A 24,533-nucleotide genomic window follows, 5' to 3' on the forward strand; every position below is an offset into this window, starting at 1 on the left:
GGACGCCAGAGCTTAGCAAAGTGCAGACGGCCGGTTGCGCCGAAGCGGGTAATAGACTCCCGCCATGAGCCAGCCGGTCGGTCCCGCGATCGCGCGCCAGCGCATCCACCACCGCCTGCGCGAGCTGCGCGAGGAACGCGGCCTGCCGGCCCAGGCCGTGGCCGAGGCCATGCGCTGGTCGCTGTCGAAGCTGAACCGGATCGAGAACGGCAAGGTCACCATCGAGCCCATCGCGGTGAAGGTGCTGCTGGAGTTCTACGGCGTCGACGACCCGGGCGAGATCGACACGCTGATGGACCTGTCGGAGACCTCCCGCGAACGCACCTGGTGGCGGGACCGGGCGCTGTCGGAGGAGTTCAAGGACTTCGTCGCCTACGAGAACGAGGCGTCCGGGCTGTTCGCGTACCAGGCGTCGTTCGTGCCCGGGCTGCTGCAGACGGCCGACTACGCCGCCGCGATCACCTCGGCGATCATCGGCAAGGAGGTGGACGACCCGGCGGTGACCGAGGTCGTCGCGGTCCGGATGAAACGGCAGGAGTCGCTGCACCAGCGGCTGGCCGGCGAGCGCCCGCCCACGCTGCGCCACGCCATCGACGAGGCCGTGCTGCTCCGGCCGGTCGGCGGCGACCGGATCATGGCCGCGCAGCTCGATCATCTGCTGGCGATGGCCGACCGGCCCACCGTGCACCTGACCGTGGTCCCGCTGAGCCTGCCCGGCCATCCCGGGCTCGGCGGCAACTTCGAGCTGCTGGAGTTCGCCGGGGACAGCGACGCCGACATCGTCTTCATCGAATCGCCGACCCGCGACTTCCTGCTCAAGGACCGCCGCAGCCGGCAGCTGTCGCGCGGCAACATGGACAAGCTGCTCGGCGCCGGCCGCTCGGGCGCCGCGGCGATCGCCATGATCCGGCAGGTCCGGGCGTCGCTGCGCCCGTGACTCAGGGCAGCGCGTCGCGGTTGACCTCCACCGCGCGGATCAGCGCCCGCCGGACCCGTTCGAACTCGACCGGGTTGCGCGAGCCGAAGAGCAGCACCTCCTCGCCGTGGTGCAGCGCCCGGAGCTCCCTCCACTGGGGGTCGTGCCGCGCGCCGATCAGCCGCACGACGTCACTGAGGTCCGCCATCGTGTAGCGGCCGTCGGGGGTCTCCACGTACCAGCTGGTGACGGTGATCCGTGGGTCGACGTAGTACACAGCCCATCCGCAGTGCGGACGGTGCCTGGAGCCCGGGTCGATCGACATGGTTGCCCCTCACTGCGCTTTCCTCGATCGTCCGACCCGGCCCGGTCCCGTGCAAGCATCAGACATCTCATTTAGGACTGCGGTTCGCTATCTGCACATTGCAGAGGGTGCCCGCACCCGTGGGTAGGCCCGCAGGCGCGCACTCGGCGGGGTGGGGCCGGTCGCTTATCGTGGAAGTTCGCTTTTCCGCATCGTGCGGCCGGCCGCAGAGAGGGGCGCTCCTTTCACCCACCGCAGGACGACAGCGACGTCGGACCTCCCCGCTAGAGAGGCTCGTCATGGCAAAACAGGTCGGACCGGCGGTCGCTCGTGAGCGCCTGGGCGTGCGCCTGCGCGAGATCCGCGACTCGCTCGGCCTGCCGGCCGAGGCGGCCGCGCGCGAGATGTACTGGTCGGCGGCGAAACTCGAGCGGGTGGAGGCGGGCGCGGTCCCGGTCGCGCCGGTCGAGGTCCGGGCCCTGCTGGAGTTCTACGGGGTACGCGGCCGGAAGGAGCGGGAGACCCTGCTGGGCCTGGCCGCGGCGGCCCGCGTACGGCGATGGTGGCGCCGGCACCGGCTCACCAAGGAGTACCGGCAGTTCGTCGGCTACGAGGAGGAAGCCTCCCGGATCAGCATCTACCAGGCCCTCTTCCTGCCCGGCCTGTTGCAGACCGAGGACTACGCCCGGGCCATCACGGCGAAGATCCTGCGTCGCGGCGCCGGCGCGGAGGAGGTCCGGGCCCGCATCGAGGTCCGCATGGCCCGCCAGCGCACGTTCCTGGACCGGGTGAACGGCGCGGCCGGGCCCGAGCTGATCGTCGCCCTGGACGAGGCCGTGCTGCGCCGGCCGGTCGGCGGGATCGCGGTGCTGCGCCGCCAGCTCGACCACCTGCTCGCCATGGCGGCGCTGCCCGCGATCACCGTGGTGGTCGTGCCGCTGGGGCTGGAGGGCCATCCCGGGCTGGGCGGCACCTTCGAGCTGCTGGAGTTCGCCGGCTCGGGCCGGCCCGACATGCTGTTCCTGGAGGCGGTGACCCGCGACTTCATCGTGACCGACGAGGAGGCGACCGCGCCGTACCGCGAGTCGATGAAGATCCTGCGGGAGGTGGGCTGGTCGGGCGAGGACGCGCTGGGGGTGATCGGGGAGATCCGCGACTCGCTGCGCGTACGCTGACCGCGTGGATCACGAAGAGCGCATCGCCATGTTCCTGGACTACGAGAACCTGGCGATCAGTGCGCGCGACCACCTCGGCGGCCTGTCGTTCGAGCTGCGCCCGGTCGCCGACGCGCTGGCCGAGCGCGGGCGGGTGGTGGTGCGCCGGGCGTACGCGGACTGGTCCTATTTCGACGAGGACCGCCGGATGCTGACCCGCTCGCACGTCGAGCTCATCGACATCCCGCAGCGGATGAACGCCTCGCGCAAGAACGCCGCCGACATCAAAATGGTGGTGGACGCGCTGGAGGTGGCCTTCGAACGGGCCTACATCTCCACGTTCGTGCTCTGCACCGGCGACAGCGACTTCACGCCGCTGGTCCACAAGCTGCGCGAGCTCAACAAGCGCGTCATCGGCGTCGGCGTCGAGAAGTCGACCTCCGCGCTGCTGCCCCCGGCCTGCGACGAGTTCCTCTACTACGACCGGCTGGAGGGCGTGGAGGCCCCGCCCGTCCGCACCCGGCCGTCCCGCCCGGCCAGCCCGCCCGTGGCCGAGCCCCTGCCGGTGGCGCCGGAGCCCCGGCCCGCCGAGGACGAGGCCGTCCGCGACGTCGACACGCTCGCCGCCCTGGTCGCCCAGACGGTGGCCGGCCTGCAGCGCAGCTCCAACGGCACGGTGACCGCCTCGACCCTCAAGCGCACCCTGCTGCGCAAGGACCCCACCTTCAACGAGGCCGACTACGGCTTCCGCGCCTTCGGCGAGCTGCTGCGACACCTGTCCGGCAGCAACGTGGTCGAGCTGACCGCCGGTTCGGCCAAGGGCGACCCCGAGGTGACGCTGCCGGAGCACGGCGACAAGGAGGCCGCGTTCGCCCTGCTGCGCAGCGTGGTCCTCGACCTGGCCGGCAGCGCCGGGTCGACGGCCCTGTCGGGCCTGAAGAACCAGGTCCGCAAGGTGGCGCCCGACTTCAGCGAGAAGAAGCTGGGCTACCGCAGCTTCCTGCAGTTCTGCCAGGCGGCGGCGACCAGCGGCGCGGTCGGCCTGACCTGGAGCCCCGAGTCGGACGGCTACCTGGTCACGGCCGGCCCGGCGTGAACTCCTGCACCCCCAGCACCCGCATAAGCTCCAGCCGCTCGCGGGAGTCCGCGTCGGCCGGGTGAGCACCAGCAGCTACCCGCCGGCGTTCAGGTCCGGCCTCGGGGTGGGCAACTGAACCCGGCGGCTCAGCCCCGGCCGGGCAGCGGTTCCAGCACCACCACCGCGGTCGGCGACGAGCGCAGCGCGGCGAACGAGTCCAGCTGCTGGTCGACCTCGCGCCACCGCTGCCACAGCCGCTCCCGTTCGGCGTCCACGGCGGCGCGTCCCCGTACCGGCCGCGTCTGCCCGGCCAGCCGCACGGTCGCGTCCGGGTGGGCCCGCAGGTTGAGCCACCAGGCGGGCTCGCCGTCACCCCAGCCGTTCATGGCCAGCGTGACCAGGTTCGGTCCGTCCTCGAGGTAGCCGAGAATCACGCTGCGCGGCTGGCCGCTGCGGCGCCCGGTGGTGGTCAGCCGCATCGCGCCCCAGCGGCCGGGTTTGGGGCGCCACAGCCCGAAGTGGCCGCCGGAGAAGCGGTACAGGCCGCGGTGCACCGCCCAGGCGAGGCGGATGAACCAGCGCGGTGGAAGGCGCGGGGCCTTCGGTTCTCGGTCGTCCGTCATGGTCGACACCCCCGGCCCACGGTAGGCGGCCGGCGCAAAACCGGGGCCCCGCCTGGATCCTGACCCTCGCCACGGCCCGCAGATCGGTTTCCACCGGTCGGCGGTGTCACGTGTTTCGCTTGGTGGCCGGCCCGAGGAGTCGTTCCAGCAGCCGGGGCTCGCCCGGCCAGGCCGCCATCAGCACCTCGCGCGGCACCTGCCGCCCCGCGTACCGCAGCGCCAGCGCCACCACCACGATGTCGTCCAGCGGGCCGATCACCGGGATGAACTCGGGGATCAGGTCGATCGGGCTGGCCACCCAGATCCCGGCGATGATGATCGCGATCCGCGCGCGCCGCGGCACCCGCGGGTCCTTGCGCAACCGCCGCACGGTGGTGACGCAGTCCGGGATGAACGCGGCCAGGTCCCGCAGGATGCCCGGCGGCAGCCGTCGGGCCAGCACCAGCAGCAGCGCCCAGCTGGCGATCAGGCACGCCAGCGCGATGCCGAGGCCGATGAGCCAGTCATGCAGGGAGGTCACCCGCCGAACCCTACGGTGCCGGGGGCCCGGACGGGCGGGAGTCGCGGTGCCAACGCAGCGGGCCCGGGTGCACGCTCCACCACAGCCGACGCCACCGGGAACCCCGGGCCCGCAACGCGTCGGCGTAGGCGACGGCCTGCTGGCCGGCCCGCACGGCCTGACGCCCGTCGGCGGCGCCGGGCGCGAAACCGACCGTGTTGACGGCGGCGACGAGCTCGTCCACCGGCGGCAACTCGTATCCCGGCGGCGGCGTGGCGGACCGCACCGGGGCGGCGCCGGCGCTTTCCGGGGCGTCCTCCGGCCGCCACCCGACAGCTGCCGCCTCGGCCGCCGCCGCAGCACTGGTCCCGTCACCTCCGGCACCCGCGCCCGCACCGACGCCCGCGCCCGCACCGACGCCCGCGCCCGCACCGGCACCCGCGCCCGCACCGGCACCCGCGCCCGCACCGGCACCCGCGCCCGCACCGACGCCCGCGCCCGCACCGGCACCCGCGCCCGCACCGGCATCCGCGCCCGCGGCCGAACCCGCACCCCCACCGGGCGGATCAGCCTCGCCGCCGGCACCGGTCTCCGCTTCGAACCGGCCGGTGTCCGTGACACCCCGATCTCCGTCGCGTCCTCCCGCCGACCCGCCCCCGCCGCCCGGCTCGGACCGCCCTGCCCGCCCCCACCTCCGCGCCTTGCGCTGCCGCGGCACCGGAGGCTCACCGGCGAACACAGCCGCCTCCCCGGCCGCGAGATGCGCCGGCACCGGCCGCCCGGCCAGCCGCAACGCGTCGGTGAACTCCAGCCACGCCCCGATGATCCGCTCATCCGGCGCCCCCACCCCGAGCCGCCGCTGCCGCAGCCCTCGCCGCAACATCACCACCACGCCCGCCGCCGCGATCAGCACCAGCAGCACCGACCCCGTCGCCCCGGTCGCCACCAGCACTCCCGGCGGCCCACCGGCACCGGCCGCCGGCGCCTGGGCGAGCGCCGGCGGCGCCGACGCGCTGGGCGTGGCCGAGGCCGGCGGCGGCTCGGAGGTCGGCGGCGGCGACGGCTTGGGCGTGAAGTCCTCCTCGACCGGCCGCGGGTCGTCGTTCTTGGGCAGCGGGTCGAACGCCACCCAGCCCAGCTCGTCGAAGAGCACCTCCGGCCAGGCGACCGCGTTGCCGCCGGTGACCGTGCCGCCGGCCCTGGGCGCGTCGAAGCCGACCACCACCCGGGTCGGCAGGCCGGTCAGCCGGGCCAGCAGCGCGAACGACGCCGCGAACTGCTCGGAGGTGCCGCGCTGCCCGCCCTGCCCGCGCGGCCCGAAGAGGAAGAACTGCAGATTCGGGTACGCGTGCCCGCTGGGCGAGTCGGCGACCTTGCGGTAATGCTCGGCCAGGAACTCCTCGATGGCCACGGCCCGGTCGAACGAGCCCGCGTTGCCGTCGGAGAGCTGCTCGGCGAGCCGGCTGATCGGCTCGGGCACCCCGGCGCCGACGGTCAGGAAGCGGGCCACCTCGTCGCCGGTGGGGGTGTCCGCCGAGGGCAGCAGGTTGAGGTCGGGCTCCTGCGTCTGGGACGTGACGGTGTACCGCACCCCCGGCCGCAGCGGCTCGGGGCTGATCAGGGTGCCCGTCGCCGGGTCGTAGGCCACGCGTACCCCGTCCACCCCGGTCGGGGTGGGCACCACCGGCAGCAGCCGCCCGGTCAGCTCGTCCACCGTGATGGCCTGGGTGATCTGCTGCCGGGCCGCGTCCGGCAGCGGCGGCGTGGTGGGCAGCACCCGTCCGGCGTTGCGGTAGGTGGCGCCGACCCGCCACGTCACCCCGTCGTAGTCGGGCAGGACGGCGAGCCGCAACCGCACCGACCCTTTGCCCGGGCCGCCCGGGCCGACCTCGAGCAGCTTCTGTTGCGGCGCCAGCGCCCAGCCGGAGATCCGGTTCAGCGGGCTTTCGTCCAGGCTGTCCACTTGCGGCGGTTCGACGTACCGCCGGGGGTCGACCGGGGTCGCGGAGACCCGGCCGCCGACCCACGGCCCGACGATGATGATCAGGCCGAGCAGGGCCACCAGGCCGGCAGCGGTCCCGGCCAGCGCGCGGCCGCGCACGGCCGCACGGGTCGGCGCGGGTACGTCGTCCGGCGAAGGCCCCGCCGCCGGACGGGCACTGACGGCGAGCGCGACCGCGACCAGCCCCGCGAACAGCACCGTCGGCCACCCGGCGGTCCCGGCGTTGGGCCCCACCACGTAGAGCGCGCCCCCGTAGAGCGCCGCCGCCGGCGCGCACCCGAGCAGCACGCGCCCCGACCGCACCGCCACCTCGGCCCCGGCGAGCCCGGCCAGCCACGCGGCGACGACCGGCACGACCACCGTGTCCGGCGTCGGCTCGACCGGGATCATGGCGGTGAGCAGCCGCGGAATCCCGTTGACCAGCGCATCGGCAACGATCCCGGGCAACGGCCCGGCCAGCTCGGCCCGATCCGCGGCGACCCGCAGCGCGCCGAGCGTGTAACCGGCCAGCAGCAGCACCGACAGCGGCGCGATGGTCCACGACGGCAACCGCCGCACGGCGACACTGACCCCGACCGACCCCAGCGCCGCCCCGGCGACGAGCTGCACGAGCAGCGCATCGGCGTAGATCCGCCCGAGCACCACCCCGGAAAGACCGATCAAGACCACCAGGACCACGGGTACGACCGCAGCCCGCACCAACCTCAACACCCCGGCCTCCGCCCCGGCTCATGGGCGGTGCTCGCCCGCAGCGGCCGCACCGTCCCGGCACCGCGGTCGTGGGCGGCGCCCGTTCGCAGCGGCAACCTCACCATCCCCGCACCCCGTCCCAGGCGCCGGCGAACTGCACGCCGTCCTCGGCCTCGATGACGATGAGACCGCCCCCGGCCGACACCGGCGCCGCGTCCCGGTCACCGAACAGCCCGGCGATCACCACCGGGTAGGCCCCCCGCAGCGCGGTCACCGCACCCAGGTCACCCCGCCCGCCCGGCCCGGTCAGATAGACCAGGGTGTCACCGAGCCGGCTCTGCCGCAGGCTGCGCAACGTCTGACCGAGGTCGCCGTCGCGCAGCCCGGCCTCGGTGAGCACGTCCAGGAACGGCCCCCCGGACACCCCGGACACCAGATGCAGCGCGACGGGAAGGTCCTCCCGCACAGCGGCGGCCACGATGGAGGCCGCCGCCTCACAACACGACTCGAAGGAGTCGGCGGTGCCGTCGCGTACCTCCGGATGGGCCGCGGCCCGGTCGTCGAGCAGCACGATGATCGTCGGCTCGCTGGTGTCGAGCTGTTCGCGCACCATCAGCTCACCGACCTTGGCCGAGCTGCGCCAGTGCACCCGCCGCAGCTCGTCGCCGATGACGTACTCCCGCAGCGAGTCGAAGGTGATGCTGCCCTGCGGCACCTTGTCGATCCGCCCGTCGAGGCTGCGGGCCATCCCGGCGGGCACGGCCCGCAGCAGGTGGATCCGCGGATGCACCCAGACGGTGGCGACCCCGCCGTAGGTTCGCGACAATGTCATGAGCCCGAGCGGATCGGCCCGCGTGACCCGCAGCGGCCCGACCGGCACCACGCCCCGCCGGTGCGTGGGCACCGGATACTGCACGGTCGTGTCCCGGCCCGGCCGCAACCGCAGCAGCGGCACGGGCACGCTCGCGGACCCGCACCGGTCGGTGGCGACGAGGTTCGCGGCCCGCAGTCTGCTGATGTTGCGCACGGTCAGCGTCATGGTGGCGGGCTCGCCCCGGGCGACCCGGTCGGGGCTGGCGACCCGCTCGACGCCGAGCCCGGGCCGCCACACGGCGAACACGACGCCGCAGAGCACGGCCACGGCGGCGGCCGCGCCGAGCAGCGCGAGGTCCGGATACCCGAACCGGAACCCGGCCCCCAGCAGAAGCACCGCGGCGACGAGCACCCCGGCGCCGCGCGCGGTCACCCCACCCAGCCGCCTCACGCCGATCCCGCACTCTTCGCACGCGCTGGCAGCCGGCGCGCGCCGGCCGACACGACCTCGGCCGCCTCGGCCGTGGGCCTCGGCAGCTCGCGCGGCCCGGTTGGCTTGTCCCCGGCTACGGCCTGGGCCGCGAGCGGGCGGCCCAGCCCGTGCCTGTCCGTGCGCCGGATGCGCGCGGTCATGCCCCGACGCGCTGGTTGTCCGGCAGCGGCACCGGCACCGAGCGGACCGCGTCCTCCAGCACCTCGGCCGCCGTGACCCCGCGCAGCTGCGCGTCCGGCGACAGCAGCACGCGGTGGGCGAACACGGGCCCGATCAGCGCCTTGAAGTCCTCGGGCAGCACGTACCCGCGACCGTTGATCAGCGCGTACGCCGACGCCGCCCGGGTCAGCGCGATCACGCCACGCGGGCTGACCCCGACCCGCACCTGCGGGTGGTCGCGGGTGGCGGCGGCCAGGCGGACCGCGTACGTGTAGAGCGGGTCGGCGATGTGCACCCGCAGCGCCATGCGCACCATCTCGCCCACGGTGACCGTGTCGGTGACCGGCTCGAGGGCGTCGGGGGAGCGCAGCGCCGCCCCGCGCAGCACCTCGACCTCGACGTCCTCGGCGGGATAGCCGACCGACAGCTTGACCAGGAAACGGTCGAGCTGCGCCTCGGGCAGCCTGTACGTGCCGTCCATCTCGACCGGGTTCTGGGTTGCCACCACGAGGAACGGCTGCGGCACCGGGTGCGGCACGCCGTCGACGGTGACCCGGCGCTCCTCCATGACCTCGAGCAGCGCCGACTGGGTCTTCGGCGAGGCGCGGTTGATCTCGTCGGCGATGACGATGTTGGCGAACACCGGGCCCGGGTGGAACTCGAAGCCGCGGCTGGCCTGGTTGAAGATCGTCACGCCGGACACGTCGGAGGGCAGCAGGTCGGGCGTGAACTGGATGCGCCGCCACTGCCCGCGTACGGCCGCGGCCATGGCCCGGGCCAGCGTGGTCTTGCCGACGCCGGGCACGTCCTCGAGCAGCACGTGCCCCTGGGCGAGGAACGCCGTGAGCGCGAGCCGCACGACCTCGGGCTTGCCCAGCACGACGGTGCCGATCCGGTCGGCGAGCTGGGCCGCCACGGCGGCGAAGCCCTGGATGTGCTGGGGCGGCAGGGGTTCGTTGCGCACAGGAGGGTCCTCAGCAGGTGGGCAGGTCGTTGATGTCGTCGCCGCCGTCGAGGTTGAGCCAGGCGAACGGGATGTAGTTCTTGCCCTTGTAGTCCACCTGCACCCACCAGGTGCTGCGCTTGTCGTTGTTGTAGATGTAGGCGTAGACCTCTTCGCCCTTCTTCTTGCAGAAGGACTCGAGCCTGGTCCCCGGCTTGGCCCAGCCGACCTGCTTGTCGTCGTCCTGCTGGGTGATGCTGAAGATCTCGTTGCCGTTGCGGCCGTCGCGGTCCTTGTCGCAGTAGGTGGCGGTGTCGCCGTTCTCGCCGTTCTTGCAGGTGGCCGTGCCGTACAGGGCGTCGGTCCGCTGAGCCCTGGCCTGCGCGTCGCTGGTGCCGGCCGCGGTCTTGGCCGTCACCGAGAAGGTGTAGCCGGTGCTGGGCTCCAGCCCGGTGACCTTGAGGCTGGAGCAGCTGCCGCTCGCGGTGGCGCCGCCGGGCGTGGTCTTGGCGGTGCAGGTGGCCTGCGCGCCGCCGGCGTTGACGCTGAACGTCACGGTGGCCGTGTTGTACGTCGCGGAGGAGCCGGTGATCGTCACGACCGGCTTGGGCAGCGTCTTCGCGGTGGCGGTGGCCGCTTCGCTCTCGCCGGCCTCGTTGACCGCCCGGACCTCGACCGACACCGTCGCGCCGGTGTCGAAGCCGTTGAGCGTCACGCCGGTGCCGTCGGTGACCTCGGTGCTCCGGCCGCCCGCCGCCACCACGTACTTGGTGATCGGACGGCCGTTCTCCACCGGCGCGGTCCAGGTGACCTTGATGGTGCCGGCCTGGTCGCTGACGGTGGCGGCGTCGATGTTCTCGGGCCGGTCGGGCGTGGTGAACGGCACGACGCTGTTGCTGACCGGCGACGCCTTCGACCCGGCGCCGCGCTCGTTGATCGCGACGACGGAGAACGCGTACTGCTTGCCGTACTCCAGCTCGCCGTCCTTGATGGTCAGGCTGGTCTCGCCCTTGACCTCGCCGATCGGGGCGGCGGTGCCGTCGCTGACGGCCGTCACCGCGTACCGCTCGATCTCCAGGCCCTGGCCGTTGGCGGCCGGCCAGCTGACGCTGACCGTGCCGTCCGGCTTGGCCTGCGCGGTAGCGGCCGTGGGCGCGTCCGGGACCTCGGCGGTCGGCCGGACCGCGTTGCTGCTACGGGCCGGCCCGTCGCCCTTCTTGTTGACCGCGTGCACGGCGAACCGGTACGTCTCGCCGTTGGTCAGCCCGGTGACGTTGAGCGAACGCTGGTTGGCGCCCACCTGGAACGTCTTGTCCGCGCCCTCGACCACGTAGCGGGTGATCTCCGCGCCGTTGGCCGGCGCCGCCTGCCAGGAGACCCGGACCTCGGCGTTGCCGGCGGCGGCCCGCACGTTGCGCGGCGCGCCCGGCTTGCTCACCGGCGGCTTCTTCGGCTTCTGCGGGGGCGGCGGCGGGGCCGGCGGGGTGGGCGGCGGGTCGCCACCGAGCACGTCGTCGGCGTACTTGTCGACGACGCGCACCTGGTGGGCGTTGTCGACGACCCGGGCGGTGGACGCGCCGGGAGCGTTGATGAACAGGTAGTTCTCACGCACCTCGAGCTCGAGCGGGCCGCCGGCATCCTTGAAGTCGATGCCCTTCTGGGCCCGGCCGGCGGCGTCGAAGACGTGCACCGTGCCGGTGGACTCGTCGGCGATGTAGAAGAAGCCCTCCCAGGCGACCGCGGGCTGCAGCTCACCGCCGTCGCCGGGGACCACGAAGTCGGCGACGCCGCCGGTCGTGGGCACCGCGTACACGTGGCGGGCGTCCGGGACGGTGACCGGCACGACCGCGCCGTCGGTGTGCTCGGGCAGCGTGCCGGGGCCGGTCAGCGGCAGAACCTGGTCGCTGCGCTGGTCGCCGCGGAAGGTGGTCAGCTTGTTGGTGGTGCGGTCGAGCACCGCGACGCCGTCCTCCAGGGTGGAGAGCGTGAGGTCGTGACTGGCCGCAGCGACCGCCTCCGTGCGGACCAGGGCCGGGCCGACGGCGGAGGGCTGGCCACCGCCGGTGCCGCCGGTGGCGGAACCGTCCGGCAGGGGAGCGGCGGTGATCGCGGACACGGTGCCCTCGCTGGGCACGGCGATCCACAGCTTGCCCTCGCCGTCGAAGACCCCGCCGGTGATGCCGGGCGGATAGCGCAGCGACTCGCCGATCGGGCTCAGGGAGCGGGGGTCGAGCTGGCGCACCTCACCCTGCACGGCGTCGATGACGAACGCGGCGTCCTCGTGCAGCGCGACGCTGACGCCGAGGCCGGCGGTGGTCGGGGAGGGGCTGACGAACACCTGCAGCGAGGAGAGATCCATCGAGCTGATCACGCCGGTCTGCAGGTCACGCATGATGACGAAGCGGTCGTTCTGCGAGACCTGGACCTGGTGGCCGCGGGCCTGCGGCACGTTGACCCGGGTGTCGACGCGGGCGGTGATGCCGTTGATGCGGGCGGTCTCGCCCTTGGTCCTGCTCCACACCCAGGAGGCGGCGTCGTAGCTGGCGACGGCCTGATCGGCGGCGCCCAGGCCGAGGACGGTGAGTCCCAGGCCCGTAACGAGGCTCAGGACAGTGCCCAGGGTGACGAGGCCGCCACGACTGCGCCACCGGCGCCTGCGTGGACCGATCACGACATCTGCACTGGCCACGGCGTGCCTACCTCCCCGTTTGCCGGCGTCGCCCCGTTCAGGACGCAGGCCATCATAGGGGGACGGCGGCCGGTGTGGACACCCGGTGAGTCACCGTTGTGGATAACGGTGATCGCCCAGAGTGATCATCGTTTGCCGGGCGGCGAGGAGGAGGAAGGACCGGAGCGACTTGTGCAGGTCTGCGGCGACGTGGAGAACTGGCTGGTGGTGTAGACGGCCACGACCGCGAAGCAATAGTCCAGGTCAGCGTTGAGACCGTTGAGATTGAAGGTGGTGGTGGTCGGCCCGACCTGCCCCATCGGGCGTAGCTGCTCACCGGGCCGCCCGCCGGTGATGACAAAGGAGGCGCGCCCGTTGGCCGGATCGGCCCAGAACAGCTTGACCGACGATCCGTAGTCGCGCATGCGCACATCGGTAGGGGCGGGGCCGGCGAGAGTTGGCACATCAGAGGCCGGATCGTCATCGCGATAGGCGAGGACGATCACGAGCGCGACCACGGCGATGATCACCCCGAGGACCGCGGCGATCGCCGCGAACAGGGCCGGGGCCTTGCGGGAGTACGAGGAATTGCCGGCTCGCGCGGGCACGGCGGCCGGGGTGATCGGCGGCGGCTCGTAGCGGGCCGGGGACTGTGCCTGAGGGGGAGCTGGGAAGTGCCGGGGCTGCGGCTCCACCACCACCTGCTGCTGCGGCACGGGGGCGGGCTGCGGGCGTACCGGTGGCTGCTGCGGAGCCGGCAAGCGCGGCACCTGCTCGGCCGGCAGCTCTATGCGTACCGTCGGAGGGTCTTCACCCAGGTAGGAGCGCGCGCGGACGACGGCCCAGTGATCCGCGCCGAGCGCGGCCGGGCCGTGCGCGGCCACCCGCCCGAACGCCCGCCGCGCCTCGTGCCGGTTCTCCATCTCCTCGGCGACGACGCCGAGATCGTAGGAAATCCCGACCATGACCGGGTCGGCGTCGCCGAGCCGCCACTGCCCGGCCGCGTACGCCTCCTCGAGCACCCGCCGCGCGCCGGACGGATCCCCGGCCCGCTGATGCACGGCGGCGAGCTGCTGAGCGGTGAGCAGAACGTCCGGATCGTCCTCGCCGAGATTGGCCCGCCCCAGATCGACGGCATGCTCGAGCACAGCGCGCGCCTGGCCCAGATCACCGGAATCGGCGAGGGCCTGCGCACGCTGCCGGGCGGCGAAGAGCGGGGACGGCTGGGACACGCAGGCCATGCTGCCCGGATCGGTCGGAGGACGCCAGTACGGACGGTCTTGCTGTCCGGATATGTCCGGTCCGGGGGTGGCGTTGGGGGGTGGTGGCGGGGCGTGTATATTTCTCTCCTGTGCGGCCCGCCGGGCAGCCGAAACGCGGGTGTGTGACGCGGGTCGGTGCGGTTAGGCTGTGCTCACCTTGTCCGGGTGGCGGAATGGCAGACGCGCTAGCTTGAGGTGCTAGTGTCCTTTATCGGACGTGGGGGTTCAAGTCCCCCCTCGGACACACTTTAGTACATGATCCACTTGGCGAGGCCTCTGCTTGAATCAAGCGGAGGCCTGGCTTGTATGTGAGCTTGATTCCGAGTTGTCGATAGACCTCGGCTTTGTCGGTGGGGTCGGCCTGCCGCAGGATCGTCGCGATGCCGGACATGGCTTCGACCAGGGTGTTACTTTCGTCGGCGGTCATGGTGCGGCGTCCGGTGATCCGTCGTAGGTCGGCTTCGGCGACGGCTTTCTCGGCTTGGACCTGGGTGATCCACTGCTGGACCAGGGCCGGGTCGGTGCCGGCGTCGAGTGCGGCTCGGTACCGGTCGAGCTTGGTCTTGCAGGTGTTGATCTTCTCGCGGCGGCGAGGAGACGATGCTGGTCGGCGTCGTCGTGTTGGGCTCGGCCATTGCCTGCAGCGTGGTGCGCAGGTTGGTCGGTGAGAAGGCCCGTCGGATCCAGGGGTCGACGAGGTCGACGATCTTGTCTTCGCGTAGGTAGAGGCTGCGTGGGTGGGCTAGCCGGTGGGCGTCGGCGTATTCGGAGCTGTAGGTGCAGCGGTAGTGATTGCGGTCGTTGTTGAAGCTGCCGATCATCCTGCGCTCGCAGAGGCCGCAGAAGAGCAGCCCGGAGAAGGCGTAGCAGCGTTTGCTGCGTCGGGGTTTGCGGTTGATGTCGGGCCGTCGCGCGCCGGCCGCGATCATGGTCTGGACCTGTTCGAAGGTCTCGTCGTCGATGAGCGCTTCGTGTGCCGGGGTGGTGGAGTAGACCCAGCCTGGGTCGGGTTCCAGCGCATCTTGGTTTCGTGGCCGAGAGCGACGTCGTCGAAGTCGATGAGGATCTCGGCCTTGCGTTGCTTGTTCCATACCTGCCGGCCGGTGTAGCGGGGATTGGTCAGGATGACCCGGATGGCGCTCTTGCCCCAGGCCTGCACGTGGCGGTGGGAGTTGCGGGCGTCGTCTGAGCGGTTCACCCCCCATCGTCCACCAGCGGGCCGGCGACCTTCCTGCATGGAGTCGGCGGCGGGTCGAGAATGGTGACGTGGACCGTCCACGGCCCCGACCGCCTGGAACCGCTCGCTGAGCGGTCGCGCGAGGGGGTATCCGCCGGTGGACAACCTGAGGGTCAGTGCCGGGTTCGTAGACATGAACGGTCGGTAGCGGGCTGGCAGACGCCGGCGGTGATAGGCGAACGTGCCGCGGTCGCCGCCGGCAGGGCGCGGGCCGGCACCACGCCGAGCGCTAGGTCGCCCAGCATGCTGAATACCGCGCTCGCTGCCGTCCACTTCAGACCACTGATGCATCGATGCCGTTGGCGGTCTGCCCGGTCGCTCACCCGCCGACCGGAAGCGACCGCACACCGGTTGTGAGACGCCCATCGGGAGTAGGAATTCCGACTCTGACCGGACGCATCGCTACCAGCAAATATCATCGGCGCGGGGGTGACTGGTATGGAGATTCGGGTGCTCGGACCGATCGAAGTGTGGGCATCCGGCCGACCGGTGGACGTCGGCGCGGCCCGGCAGCGCGCCGTGCTGGCGGCCTTGGCCGTCGATGTCGGCCGGCCCGTGCGGCCGGAGTCGTTGCTGGACCGCGTCTGGGGCGAGCGCCTCCCGCAGCGGGCCCAACACAGCCTGCACGTCTACATCTCCCGCATCCGGCAGGCGCTCGAGAAATCCGGCGCCTCCGGCGCCGTCGTCCGGCGATCCGGTGGCTATCTGCTGAATGTGCCGACCGAGGCGGTCGATTGCCGCCATTTCCGCAGCCTGGTACGCCGGGCCTCGCAGCGCGACGTCGACCCCGCCGAGCGGATCCCGCTGCTCAACCAGGCCCTCGCCCTGTGGCACGGTGAGCCGCTGGCCGGCCTGCCCGGCGACTGGGCCGCCCGGGAACGTCAGGCCTGGCAGCGGCAACGCATCGACGCGACGTTGCACTGGGCCGCCGCGAAGCTGCTGGTCGGCGACGTCACCGACGTGATCGAATCGCTGTCCTGCCTGGCCGAAGAACAACCCCTCGACGAGCGGGTGGCCGCCCAGCTGATCCGGGCGCTCGCCGCCAGTGGCCGGCGCGCGCAGGCCCTGAGCCACTTCACGGCCGTCCGCCGCAAGCTCGCCGAGGAACTGGGTACAGATCCTGGTGCGGAGCTGGGGCAGCTGCACCGGGCCCTGCTGCGTGGCGAGGTCGATGCCGCCGAGCCGGTGACACCGCCGGTGCCCGCGGCTCGCCCGGTCCCGGCGGAACTGCCGATGGACATTCGGGCCTTCACCGGCCGCCAGGCCGAGCTCGCCGTGCTGGATGAGGTGTTGCCCGCGGAGGACGGCCGGCTCACGGTGCCCATCCAAGTTGTGACCGGAGCGGCCGGGATCGGCAAGACCGCCCTGGCTGTGCACTGGGCACACCGGGCCGCCCCGCATTTCCCCGACGGCGCGCTCTACGTCGACCTCGAGGGTTTCGGCCCGGACGGCGTACCCCGGGCAGCCGACCATGTCGTTCGGGATTTTCTCGTGGCCCTCGGCGTCGACGGCCGCAGTATGCCGGCCGACCATCCGGCGCAGGCCGCGCTCTACCGTGGCCTGCTTGCCGACCGGCGCATGCTGGTCCTGCTCGACAACGCCCGCGACGCCGGGCACGTGCGCCCCTTGCTGCCCGGCGCCGAGTCCTGCCTGGTGTTGGTCACCAGCCGGAATCCGCTGACCAGTCTGGTCGCCGCCGAGGGCGCGCAACCGCTGCCCCTCGGCCTGCTCAGCGCGGTCGAGGCGGGCAACCTGCTGCGCGGGCGGATCGGCCGGCGAGCGGCCGCCGAACCCGGCGCCGTGGACCAGCTGGCCGACCTCTGCGGACGGTTGCCGCTGGCGCTGACCGTCGTCGCAGCTCGCGTTCTCACCCTGCCGAGGCTGACCCTGGGCGCGCTGGTCGCGGAGTTGCGCGGGGCCAAGCCACTGGACGCGCTCGACGGCGGGGACGAAGTCAGCAACGTGCGGTCGGCGCTGTCCTGGTCGTACAGTCTGCTCAGCGCCGGGTCGCGCCGGCTGCTCCGGCAGGCCGCGGCGCTGCCTGGCACCGAATTCAGCGTGCTCGCCGCGGTCTCGTTGACCGCCTCGGACGAACGGTCCGTCCGGCGTTGGCTGGCCGAGCTGACGGATACGCAGTTGCTGTTCACCTCCGCGCTGGACAGGTTCTCCATGCACGACCTGGTGCGCACATTCGCCGTCGAAGTGGCCGCCGTCGATCCGGAGCCCGAGCGGACTGAGGCATTGCTGCGGTGGCTGGACCACCAACTGCACAGCGCGTACGCCGCAGCGACCGTGCTGCACCCACACTGGGACTCCATCGATATGGCCCATCACCGGGCCGGTGTGGTCCCGGCATTTCTCGCCTGCTACGACGACGCGATGGCATGGTTCGCCGCCGAACGGCAGGTGTTGACGGCCGCCGTGCGCCGCTGCGCCGACCTGGGCCTGAACACCTACGCCTGGCAGCTGGCCTGGGCCATGACGATCTACCTGGACCGCCAGGGCTACTGGCACGACCAGGTGTCGGTGCAGGCTGACGGGTTACGGGCGGCCATCCGCAGCGACGACACCGTCGGCCAGGCGCACACCCACCGGACCCTTGCCCGCGCGCACACCCGACTCGGCTGGCTCGCTGACGTGGAAGAGCGACTGCTTCTGTCGGCCGACCTGTTCGGGACGTTCGGTGATCTGCCGGGGCAGGCTCATGCTCACCTCGACCTGGCCGAGGCCGCGGATCGCCAGGGTCGGGCCGCCGACGTCGAGGACCACACCCAGCGGGCCCTCACCCTCTACCGCGAGGCCGGCCACCGGTACGGGCAGGCGATGTCGCTCAATGCGATGGGCTGGTACCGGGCGCAACGAGGGGAACACGAGGCCGCCATCGAAGCCTGCCGGGAGGCTCTCACGCTGCTGCAGCAGTTCGGGGACCGGCACGGGGAGGCGGCCACCTGGGACAGCCTGGGGTACGCCCAGCACCGGCACGGCGATGTCGACGCCGCGATCGTCTCGTACCGGCATGCCATCAGCCTGTACCGCCAGTTCGGTGACCGTTACTACGAGGCCGACACTCTCAGGCACCTCGCGGAGGCCTTCGCCGCCGCTGACGATCGGCTCAGCGCCAGACAGCACTGGCGGGCCGCCCTGAGGATCCTCGAGGACCTCGACCATCCGGACGCTGACCAGGTCCGCGCTCAGCTGACCTGACCTGGGGATTTGAGGTTTCGGCGAGAACGTGCCGAGCAGCCGGCGCAACGCTTACCGCGTCTTCTCCGGGTTACAGGAATCCCGGTGGGAGGGTAGGCCCGCGCACCGGCACGGGCTGACAGATCGGGGGAACAATGTCCATACCGAACGGCATGAGATCCGCTTTCGGCGCCCTGCTCGTGATCGCCGCTCTCTTCGTCGCACCGAACGCTGCGTCGGCCGCACCCGGGTTGGCCGCCGACACTCACTGCAATTACTCCGACCCGATCGCCATCAAGTCGGCGAGAAACGGCAAGTACGTCACGACCGAGCGGGACTACTCCGGCAACAACGCCGGAATGTTGCGGGCCCGGGCCGACGCCGTGGGGCCGTGGGAGACGTATTACCTGTGCTATCAGGACGACTGGGGGCCGGACGAGTTCGCCTTCCTCGCCGCGGCCAACAACAAGTTCGTGTCGGCCGAATTCGACTACAGCGGCACCGGCAAGGGCATGCTGCGCGCCCGGGCTGACGAGCCGGGGGTCTGGGAGCGGTTCAACTGGATCTACGGTCTCCCCAGTAGCCAGCTGCAATCGACCTGGACCGGCCAATACGTCTCGACGGAGCTCGACTACACCGGCACCAAGTACGGGATGTTGAGGGCGCGCTCCGGCAGCGCCGACATCTGGGAACAGTTCCTCATCCTCTGGCAGTAGATCCTCACGTCCATGGGCGGGCTCGCCGCCGACGGGCGAACGCCCGCGACGGATCCGAGCCATTCCGGAACGGAAAACGCAGTGAGAAAACTCAGGACCCATCGGTTTGGGAGGGGAAGTGTCATGACTCGACTCGCACCGCAGGTGAAGATGAAGAGGTCGGCGACCAAGGTGAGCACGGGCGTCGCCATGCTGGCCGTGGCCGCGGGTGTGCTCAGCGTGGGAGCGCCGGCATCGGCCGACTCTGGCGGCGGCTGTCGGCGGGCCTCGCAGAACACGGCCGTCAGTGTGTGCATCAGCGTCCGCTCCGGCACGTGGAACCCGCTGTGGGCCGACTTCTACGTCGACGGGACGAGCCAGGGGGAGAGCCGGACGAAGACGTACATCAACGTCTCCTGCAGCAACGGCGCGTTCTACGGGCACTTCGCCGGGAACTGGGACATCAGCGGTACGCATTCGCCCCAGTGGTCGTACTCGAAGCCGTGCTCCTCCGGCTACGGGTACACCCACACGGTCTTCTACAACAGCTCGGGAAACTTCATCTACAGCGCCGACAGTCCGAACCAGTACTGGTGACACCGAGCCCGGCGGCCTGCTGGTCGCCGGGCTCGACCATGCGCCTCCGGGTCAGCTACCGGAGCGCAGCGCTTACGAGCGTGAACTGCTGGTTGGGCCGGCCGTTGCAGTCGTAGACCTGAACCTGCTGCCCGTTGCCGGTGCCCCACACGTCCAGGCAGCGGCCGGACTGGACGCCGGTGACGGTGCCGTTGGCGTTGGCGTTCCACTGCTGGTTGCTCTGGCCGTTGCAGGCGTAGATCTGCACCGCTGACCCGTTGCCGGACCCGGCGGCGTCCAGGCACATGCTGCCGTACACCTGGAGCTGCTTGCTCGCGGTGTATGTCCACTGCTGGTTGGACTGGCCGTGGCAGTCGTAGAGCTGCACCCGCGTCCCGTTGGTGCGCGACGCGCTCGGCACGTCGATGCACCGGCCGGACTGGGTCCCCACGATTTCTTTCGCGCCCCCGGCGGGCGGGGTCGACGACGGTGGGGTCGACGACCGGTCGAGTCCGAGGAAGGAGATCGCGTACGCGATCTGGCCGCTCATCGGAAGCTGGTGGCCGACACCGGAGATGCTGATCCCCTCGACGGTCGCCTGGGTGCCGGTATCACCGTAGCGGGTCCGGGTCCAGGTGGACTGCGGGCGGTCGGTGTACGCCGGCGTCTGCGACAGGCCGTGCAGGTTGGTCCACTGCTTGATCTCCTCGCCGAAGTTGGGGTAGGAGAGCGTGGTGTCGGTGGTGCCGTGCCACAACTGCATGCGTGGGTAGGCGCCGGTGTAGCCCGGGTACATGGCGCGGGCGGTGTCGCCCCACTGCTGGGCCGTCCGGATGACGTTGCCGCCGGAGCACTGACTGTTCCACATCGACCCGTCGCTGGTGGCGAAGCAGCCGGCCGGTACGCCGGAGAACGCCGACCCGGCGCTGAACACGTCCGGGTACTCGGCGGCCAGGACGTTGGTCATCATGGCGCCGGAGGAGAACCCGGACACCACGATGCGGGAGGAGTCGATGGCCGGGTACTGCGAGCGGGCGTAGTCGACCATCGACTTGATGCCTGTGGAGTCGCTGCCGCCGTTGCGCCGGAGCCCGGCGGCCGTCGACACGTCGAAGCAGCCGCCGCTACGGGTGGCCTCGGGCAGCACCATGATGTAGCCGTAGCGGTCGGCGGCGTTGACGTAGTCGTGGCCGTTGCCGTTGAAGACGGCGCTCGCCGAACCGCTGCAGTAGTGCACCAGCACCAGCAGCGCCGGCCGGGGCGCGAGGTTCGCCGGCACGTAGATGTACATGTTGAGGTTGGTCGGGTTGGTGCCGAAGTTGGTCACCCGGGTCAGGCTCGCCGCCATCGCGGGGGAGGTGGACACCAGGATCGCGGCGAGGCCGGCGACCAGCGCCGTGCCGGCCGCGAGCAGGATCTGCAAGAGGCGCTTCATCAAACCTTCTCTTCAGACGACGGTATGCGGCGTGGTGCGAGGGCCGGGGTCTGGCGGTGAGGCGCCCACCACAACCCGGCTGGGTCAGCCCAGGCTGAACCTCTGGTTGGTTTGGCCGTTGCAGTCGTGGAGCTGGATCTGCTGGCCGTTGCCCGTGCCCGACACGGCCGCCGTGACTGTGCTCCGACCACGGTCCGCATTCCCAACGACCGTCTACGGCGCGTAACGCCCAGCGAAACTGAGGGCGCACCCGCCACGGCCTCTCCCTCCTCGAATCGGCGCTTGGATTGAGCACGATATGGATGCAGCTCGATGTAGAGCGATGCTAGGCAGAGGGGGCATCTGGGAACAATAGTTCTCGGAAATGTTTCGGAAGTTTCGGAAAAGCGTTATTCGCTGCCGCCGTGACTGGTCGCTGATGGCCCGGAGGTCGAGGCGGTGCCGTCCCCGAACGTGGCCCACCGAGTACGGCGACGTCACCGGGCTGCGCGCGCTCGGTCAGCGCGCCGCCTCGATCGACGGAGCATTCACCCGCACAGGCCGGCCGGCGGGCCGACGACGATCACCGCGGGGCTGCCATTCGTATCTCGATCGTCGAGGCCTTGGTGCTGCTCCGGGCGGTCCGACCAAGCTGCTCGCAGACGGCGAAATCCTGGTCGTTTCGGGCACCCGCAACCCGGACGAACGCGCGCCGGTGATCAACCGCACCCTCAACGATGATCTGGAGAAGCGGATCGTCGAACCGTTGCCCCCTCACCTGCGACGCGCCGTCGGACTGTGGCGGATCAAACCATCTGACCGTGCACGCCAAGATTGTCATCATCGACGACGTGTTCGCCAGCGTCGGATCGGCCAACTTTCTTCAGCCGGTCGATGGCCGGCGTGGACACCGAGTTGAGCATCGCGGTGGTGAGCAGCGGTGCCGCGGTGCGGGACCTGCGCGTGCAGCTGTGGGCCGAGCACCTGCGCACCCCACTGACCGGCCCGGCGCTGCGGGTCTGCCTGGAAGGTCTCGGTCTTGCCCTCGGCGCCTTCCGCCCGGAATGGTTGCCGCCGCCCGCACCCGCCCGCACCTGGCGACAAACCGGGATGCCCCCCGGGTTCGCTCCGCGGGAGACCGTACTGGTCCTGGTCGGACCGCCCTGATCAGCTGCGCGGCAGTACCGTGAGGACACGTTCGATGTGGTCGCGGAACTCGTTCATGAAGTCGCCGAGGAACCTGGCCGTCGATTCGTCGGTGACCTCGCCGTCGTCGGTGAAGCGGCCGGGCTGGAAGTACACGTAGGCCTCGGGCGCGGTCATCTGCCGGGCGTTGCAGAAGCTCAGCACCGCTCGCAGGCTCTGCTGCGCCACGGCGGTGCCGATCTGGCCGATCGACGCGCCGATCACCGCGGCGGGCAGGTGGTCGAAGGAGTTCTGTCCCCAGGGACGTGACGCCCAGTCGATCGCGTTCTTCAACGCGCCGGGGATCGAGCGGTTGTACTCCGGCGTGACGAACAGAACGGCGTCGGAGGCGGCGATGGCGTCCTTGAGCGCCCGGGCCTCCGGCGGGTAGTCGGCGTCGAAGTCCGGGCTGTACAGCGGCAGATTGTCGATGCGGATCTCGGTGAGAGTCAGATCGGTGGGCGCCAGCCGGATCAGAGCACGGCTGAGCGTACGGTTGATCGACGTCGATGACAGGCTGCCGACGAAATAGCCGACCCGGTACGAAACCATGCCGTTCTCCTTTGTCTACGGTGCTGCCTCAGCCGGTGGTGTACGTCAGTCCGTGCCCGCACTGGTAGCGGTTGCCGTCGCTGTCGACGTACACGTAGGGCCGGCCGTTCATGAACTTCTCCTTGTCGAAACCCGGTACGTCGTTGGGCGAGGCGCAGATCCCGTTGTCGTCGACGGCGATGGCCGCGTGGTCGGCGGGGAAGGTGAGGGGCAGCCGGCCGCGGGGTTCCGCATCACCGACGATGACGGCGAACAGGGCTTCGGTTCTCGTGTCGAAGCCGGCCACGAGGGCGTCGGCCAGCGGCTCGACGGCGCCGAGCAGCCACGGCAGCATCACGTTGAGGCCGACGACGAGCCGCGGCACCGCGGAGCGGATGTGGCGGATCCGGTCGAGGTCGACGTGCGTGGCTTCATGGATGTCGAGGTCCAGCAGGCCGGTGAAGTCGAAGTAGGAGCCGGTGAACGGGTTGAGGAACAGTACGGCCACGTCGGCGTGGCGATAGTCGGCAGTGAAGTCGATGTCGGGGTGCGCCGCGGCCAGGTCGGCCCGGAGCCGGTCGAGTTTCGCCCCGGTCAGGTGACGCTCGAACAGTTCGACGTAGACCCGCTGCCCGGCCGGCCGGGAAGGCGTCAGCGGCAGCGCACCGTCGTGGTTCTTCATCAGGACCACGGACCTGCGGTGCGCCTCCGCCGCGGCCGCGGCGTACCGCTCGTTGGCCACGATTTCGTCCGCCTGCTCCGGGTCGACGTACGGGTCGTCGAACAGGCCCAGGGCGAACATCTCCCACACCAGCCGGTACGCCGCCTCGTCCAGCCGTTCGGTGCTGAACAGCTCCTCGAGAAACGCGGTGCGGATCGACTCGACGTCGTTGGTGTCGGCGATGATGTCCGTGCCGGCCGTCACCGCCCTGCCCACCCGCTCGGGAACGCTCAGCTCGGACACGCCCCAGGCCATCTTGGACAGGATGCCCGAGTCCGAGTTGACGTAGCCCTGGTGCCCCATCGCCCGCAGCAGGTCGAGGATGGGCCGGTTGAAGGCGAAGCCGACCTGCTCGAAACCGTCCAGGGGCGGCTGCGGCATCGCCGACTTCTCATCCGAGGGGATCGCGTAGTACGGCATGATGCTGGCGGCGCCGGCGTCGATGGCCGCCTGGAACGGTGGCAGGTGGTAGGTCTTCAGGGACTCCGGCGTCGGGTAGACGTTGAAACGGCCCTCCGCGTAGTGCGGGTCGAAGCCGTTCTCCCGCGCCCCGCCCCCGGGAAAGTGCTTGACGGTCAGCGCCACCCCGTCGCGGCCCAGACCGTCCTCTCCCTGGAAAGCCCGGATCACGGTGGCGATCGCCCGGCTGACGAACTCCGGGTCTTCGCCGAAGGTGCCGTTGGTCCGGAACCACCGGGGGTCGGTCGCCGTGTCGGCCATGTACATGTAACCCTTGCGCAGGCCGGAGGCGACCCACTCGGTGCGTGACTTCTCCGCGAAGTCGCGGATCAGATCCAGGTCGGCGGTGGCTGCCAGACCCAGGGTTCCGGGCCACTGGGTGAAATCCCGGTCGTGCGGCGTGGCGCCGAGCCGGAAGCCGCCGAGTTCGTTCTTGGAGTTGGCGGCGACCAGCACGGGGATGCCCAGCCGGGTGCCCTCGGCGACCTCGTTCATCGCGTTGACCCAGGTGGCGATCGCCGAGCCCGGTGGTGTCTCGCGCATGATGAAGTGCCGCATGTGCAGGTCGGTGATCTGCTGGGTGGTCCCCTCGTACGGCTTGCCGGCGGTGTTGTGCGGATCGTTGCGGACCGGATGGTACTGCTCGTCCAGGACGCCGTCGTGGCTGGTCAGCGCGGGGTCCGGCTGCGAGAGGCCCATCGACCGTGAGTTGATCACCATCAACCCGACCTTCTCGTCGACCGACATCCGGGACACCAGGTCGGCGGCCCGTTGCGCCGGGCTCAACCGCCAGTCCTCGTAGGGGTCGAGCCGACCGTTGCCATTGAGGTCCTTGAAGGTCAGTCCCTGGACGGTCAGCACCGGCTTGACCCGGGCGCCGATGGGCACCTGCTCGACCATGGATCCTCCTGGTGATCGGCTTGTCACG

General features: G+C 71.2%; 20 protein-coding genes, 1 tRNA gene and 1 pseudogene. 8 read left to right on the forward strand and 14 right to left on the reverse strand.

Annotated elements, in window-relative coordinates; all coding sequences use genetic code 11:
* Positions 1-64: 64 nt before the first annotated feature.
* Positions 65-937, forward strand: coding sequence for a helix-turn-helix domain-containing protein (locus Ani05nite_RS02080; protein ID WP_203763733.1), 873 nt, complete (start codon positions 65-67; stop codon positions 935-937).
* Between the two features lies 1 nt (position 938).
* Here the strand turns inward: Ani05nite_RS02080 and Ani05nite_RS02085 are convergent, their stop codons facing one another.
* Positions 939-1,193, reverse strand: coding sequence for a DUF6232 family protein (locus tag Ani05nite_RS02085; protein ID WP_203763736.1), 255 nt, complete (start codon positions 1,191-1,193; stop codon positions 939-941).
* Between the two features lie 326 nt (positions 1,194-1,519).
* Between Ani05nite_RS02085 and Ani05nite_RS02090 the strand changes: the two genes are divergently transcribed.
* Together Ani05nite_RS02090 and Ani05nite_RS02095 are read left to right on the forward strand one after the other, a co-directional pair.
* The gene (locus tag Ani05nite_RS02090) at positions 1,520-2,395 is read left to right on the forward strand and encodes a helix-turn-helix domain-containing protein (protein WP_203763739.1); all 876 of its coding nucleotides are present in this window, start codon (positions 1,520-1,522) and stop codon (positions 2,393-2,395) included.
* Between the two features lie 4 nt (positions 2,396-2,399).
* Positions 2,400-3,470, forward strand: a complete 1,071-nt coding sequence (locus Ani05nite_RS02095; RefSeq protein ID WP_203763742.1) for a PIN domain-containing protein — start codon at positions 2,400-2,402, stop codon at positions 3,468-3,470.
* Between the two features lie 128 nt (positions 3,471-3,598).
* Here Ani05nite_RS02095 and Ani05nite_RS02100 read toward each other — a convergent pair whose 3' ends face one another.
* From Ani05nite_RS02100 to Ani05nite_RS02130, 7 genes and pseudogenes are all read right to left on the reverse strand, one after another.
* Positions 3,599-4,075: a nitroreductase/quinone reductase family protein gene (locus Ani05nite_RS02100; RefSeq protein WP_203763758.1), complete on the reverse strand. Its 477-nt coding sequence runs from the start codon at positions 4,073-4,075 to the stop codon at positions 3,599-3,601.
* Between the two features lie 106 nt (positions 4,076-4,181).
* Positions 4,182-4,586 (reverse strand): YkvA family protein, encoded by a 405-nt coding sequence (locus Ani05nite_RS02105; RefSeq protein ID WP_203764941.1) that lies wholly within the window; start codon positions 4,584-4,586, stop codon positions 4,182-4,184.
* A gap of 712 nt (positions 4,587-5,298) precedes the next feature.
* Positions 5,299-7,275 (reverse strand): annotated as a pseudogene (locus tag Ani05nite_RS02110) (transglutaminase TgpA family protein); the annotation flags it as partial.
* Between the two features lie 109 nt (positions 7,276-7,384).
* Positions 7,385-8,530: a DUF58 domain-containing protein gene (locus Ani05nite_RS02115; protein WP_203763760.1), complete on the reverse strand. Its 1,146-nt coding sequence runs from the start codon at positions 8,528-8,530 to the stop codon at positions 7,385-7,387.
* Positions 8,531-8,708: 178 nt separating this feature from the next.
* Positions 8,709-9,695, reverse strand: a complete 987-nt coding sequence (locus tag Ani05nite_RS02120; protein WP_203763763.1) for an AAA family ATPase — start codon at positions 9,693-9,695, stop codon at positions 8,709-8,711.
* A gap of 10 nt (positions 9,696-9,705) precedes the next feature.
* A complete protein-coding gene (locus Ani05nite_RS02125) occupies positions 9,706-12,363 on the reverse strand; it encodes a fibronectin type III domain-containing protein (protein WP_203763766.1) in 2,658 nt (885 codons plus the stop codon).
* A gap of 125 nt (positions 12,364-12,488) precedes the next feature.
* Positions 12,489-13,574: a fibronectin type III domain-containing protein gene (locus Ani05nite_RS02130; RefSeq protein WP_203763769.1), complete on the reverse strand. Its 1,086-nt coding sequence runs from the start codon at positions 13,572-13,574 to the stop codon at positions 12,489-12,491.
* A gap of 189 nt (positions 13,575-13,763) precedes the next feature.
* On the opposite strand from Ani05nite_RS02130, the gene Ani05nite_RS02135 reads away from it, so the two are divergent.
* A tRNA-Leu gene (locus Ani05nite_RS02135) sits at positions 13,764-13,848 on the forward strand.
* A 163-nt stretch (positions 13,849-14,011) separates the two neighbouring features.
* Here the strand turns inward: Ani05nite_RS02135 and Ani05nite_RS02140 are convergent.
* Both Ani05nite_RS02140 and Ani05nite_RS02145 read right to left on the reverse strand, forming a co-directional pair.
* Positions 14,012-14,533, reverse strand: coding sequence for a recombinase zinc ribbon domain-containing protein (locus Ani05nite_RS02140; RefSeq protein WP_203763772.1), 522 nt, complete (start codon positions 14,531-14,533; stop codon positions 14,012-14,014).
* Positions 14,530-14,802: a recombinase family protein gene (locus tag Ani05nite_RS02145; RefSeq protein ID WP_203763775.1), complete on the reverse strand. Its 273-nt coding sequence runs from the start codon at positions 14,800-14,802 to the stop codon at positions 14,530-14,532. Before Ani05nite_RS02145 ends, Ani05nite_RS02140 begins: the two co-directional genes overlap by 4 nt.
* Positions 14,803-15,291: 489 nt before the next feature.
* Here Ani05nite_RS02145 and Ani05nite_RS02150 point away from each other — a divergent pair, with 489 nt between their 5' ends.
* The 3 genes from Ani05nite_RS02150 to Ani05nite_RS02160 all read left to right on the forward strand — a co-directional run bounded on the left by Ani05nite_RS02150 (position 15,292) and on the right by Ani05nite_RS02160 (position 19,316).
* A complete protein-coding gene (locus tag Ani05nite_RS02150) occupies positions 15,292-18,045 on the forward strand; it encodes an AfsR/SARP family transcriptional regulator (RefSeq protein WP_203763778.1) in 2,754 nt (917 codons plus the stop codon).
* Positions 18,046-18,197: 152 nt separating this feature from the next.
* Positions 18,198-18,740 carry a fascin domain-containing protein gene (locus Ani05nite_RS02155; protein ID WP_203763781.1) on the forward strand — a complete coding sequence of 181 codons (543 nt, stop codon included), beginning with the start codon at positions 18,198-18,200 and terminating at the stop codon, positions 18,738-18,740.
* A 123-nt stretch (positions 18,741-18,863) separates the two neighbouring features.
* Positions 18,864-19,316 carry a hypothetical protein gene (locus Ani05nite_RS02160; protein ID WP_203763784.1) on the forward strand — a complete coding sequence of 151 codons (453 nt, stop codon included), beginning with the start codon at positions 18,864-18,866 and terminating at the stop codon, positions 19,314-19,316.
* Between the two features lie 55 nt (positions 19,317-19,371).
* Here the strand turns inward: Ani05nite_RS02160 and Ani05nite_RS02165 are convergent, their stop codons facing one another.
* Positions 19,372-20,730 (reverse strand): extracellular catalytic domain type 1 short-chain-length polyhydroxyalkanoate depolymerase, encoded by a 1,359-nt coding sequence (locus Ani05nite_RS02165; protein WP_239129115.1) that lies wholly within the window; start codon positions 20,728-20,730, stop codon positions 19,372-19,374.
* A 562-nt stretch (positions 20,731-21,292) separates the two neighbouring features.
* On the reverse strand, positions 21,293-21,586 hold the full coding sequence (locus tag Ani05nite_RS02170; RefSeq protein WP_203765064.1) for a hypothetical protein: 294 nt from the start codon (positions 21,584-21,586) through the stop codon (positions 21,293-21,295).
* 26 nt (positions 21,587-21,612) lie between these two features.
* On the opposite strand from Ani05nite_RS02170, the gene Ani05nite_RS02175 reads away from it, so the two are divergent.
* The gene (locus tag Ani05nite_RS02175) at positions 21,613-21,876 is read left to right on the forward strand and encodes a hypothetical protein (protein WP_239129117.1); all 264 of its coding nucleotides are present in this window, start codon (positions 21,613-21,615) and stop codon (positions 21,874-21,876) included.
* On the opposite strand, the gene Ani05nite_RS02180 is transcribed toward Ani05nite_RS02175, so the two are convergent.
* On the reverse strand, positions 21,877-22,446 hold the full coding sequence (locus Ani05nite_RS02180; protein ID WP_203763790.1) for an NADPH-dependent FMN reductase: 570 nt from the start codon (positions 22,444-22,446) through the stop codon (positions 21,877-21,879). It abuts the gene before it with no gap.
* Positions 22,447-22,474: 28 nt separating this feature from the next.
* Positions 22,475-24,505, reverse strand: a complete 2,031-nt coding sequence (locus Ani05nite_RS02185) for a glycoside hydrolase family 3 protein (RefSeq protein WP_203763793.1) — start codon at positions 24,503-24,505, stop codon at positions 22,475-22,477.
* Positions 24,506-24,533: the final 28 nt, after the last annotated feature.

Origin of the sequence: Actinoplanes nipponensis (assembly GCF_016862275.1) — a bacterium.
Lineage (GTDB): Bacteria > Actinomycetota > Actinomycetes > Mycobacteriales > Micromonosporaceae > Actinoplanes > Actinoplanes nipponensis.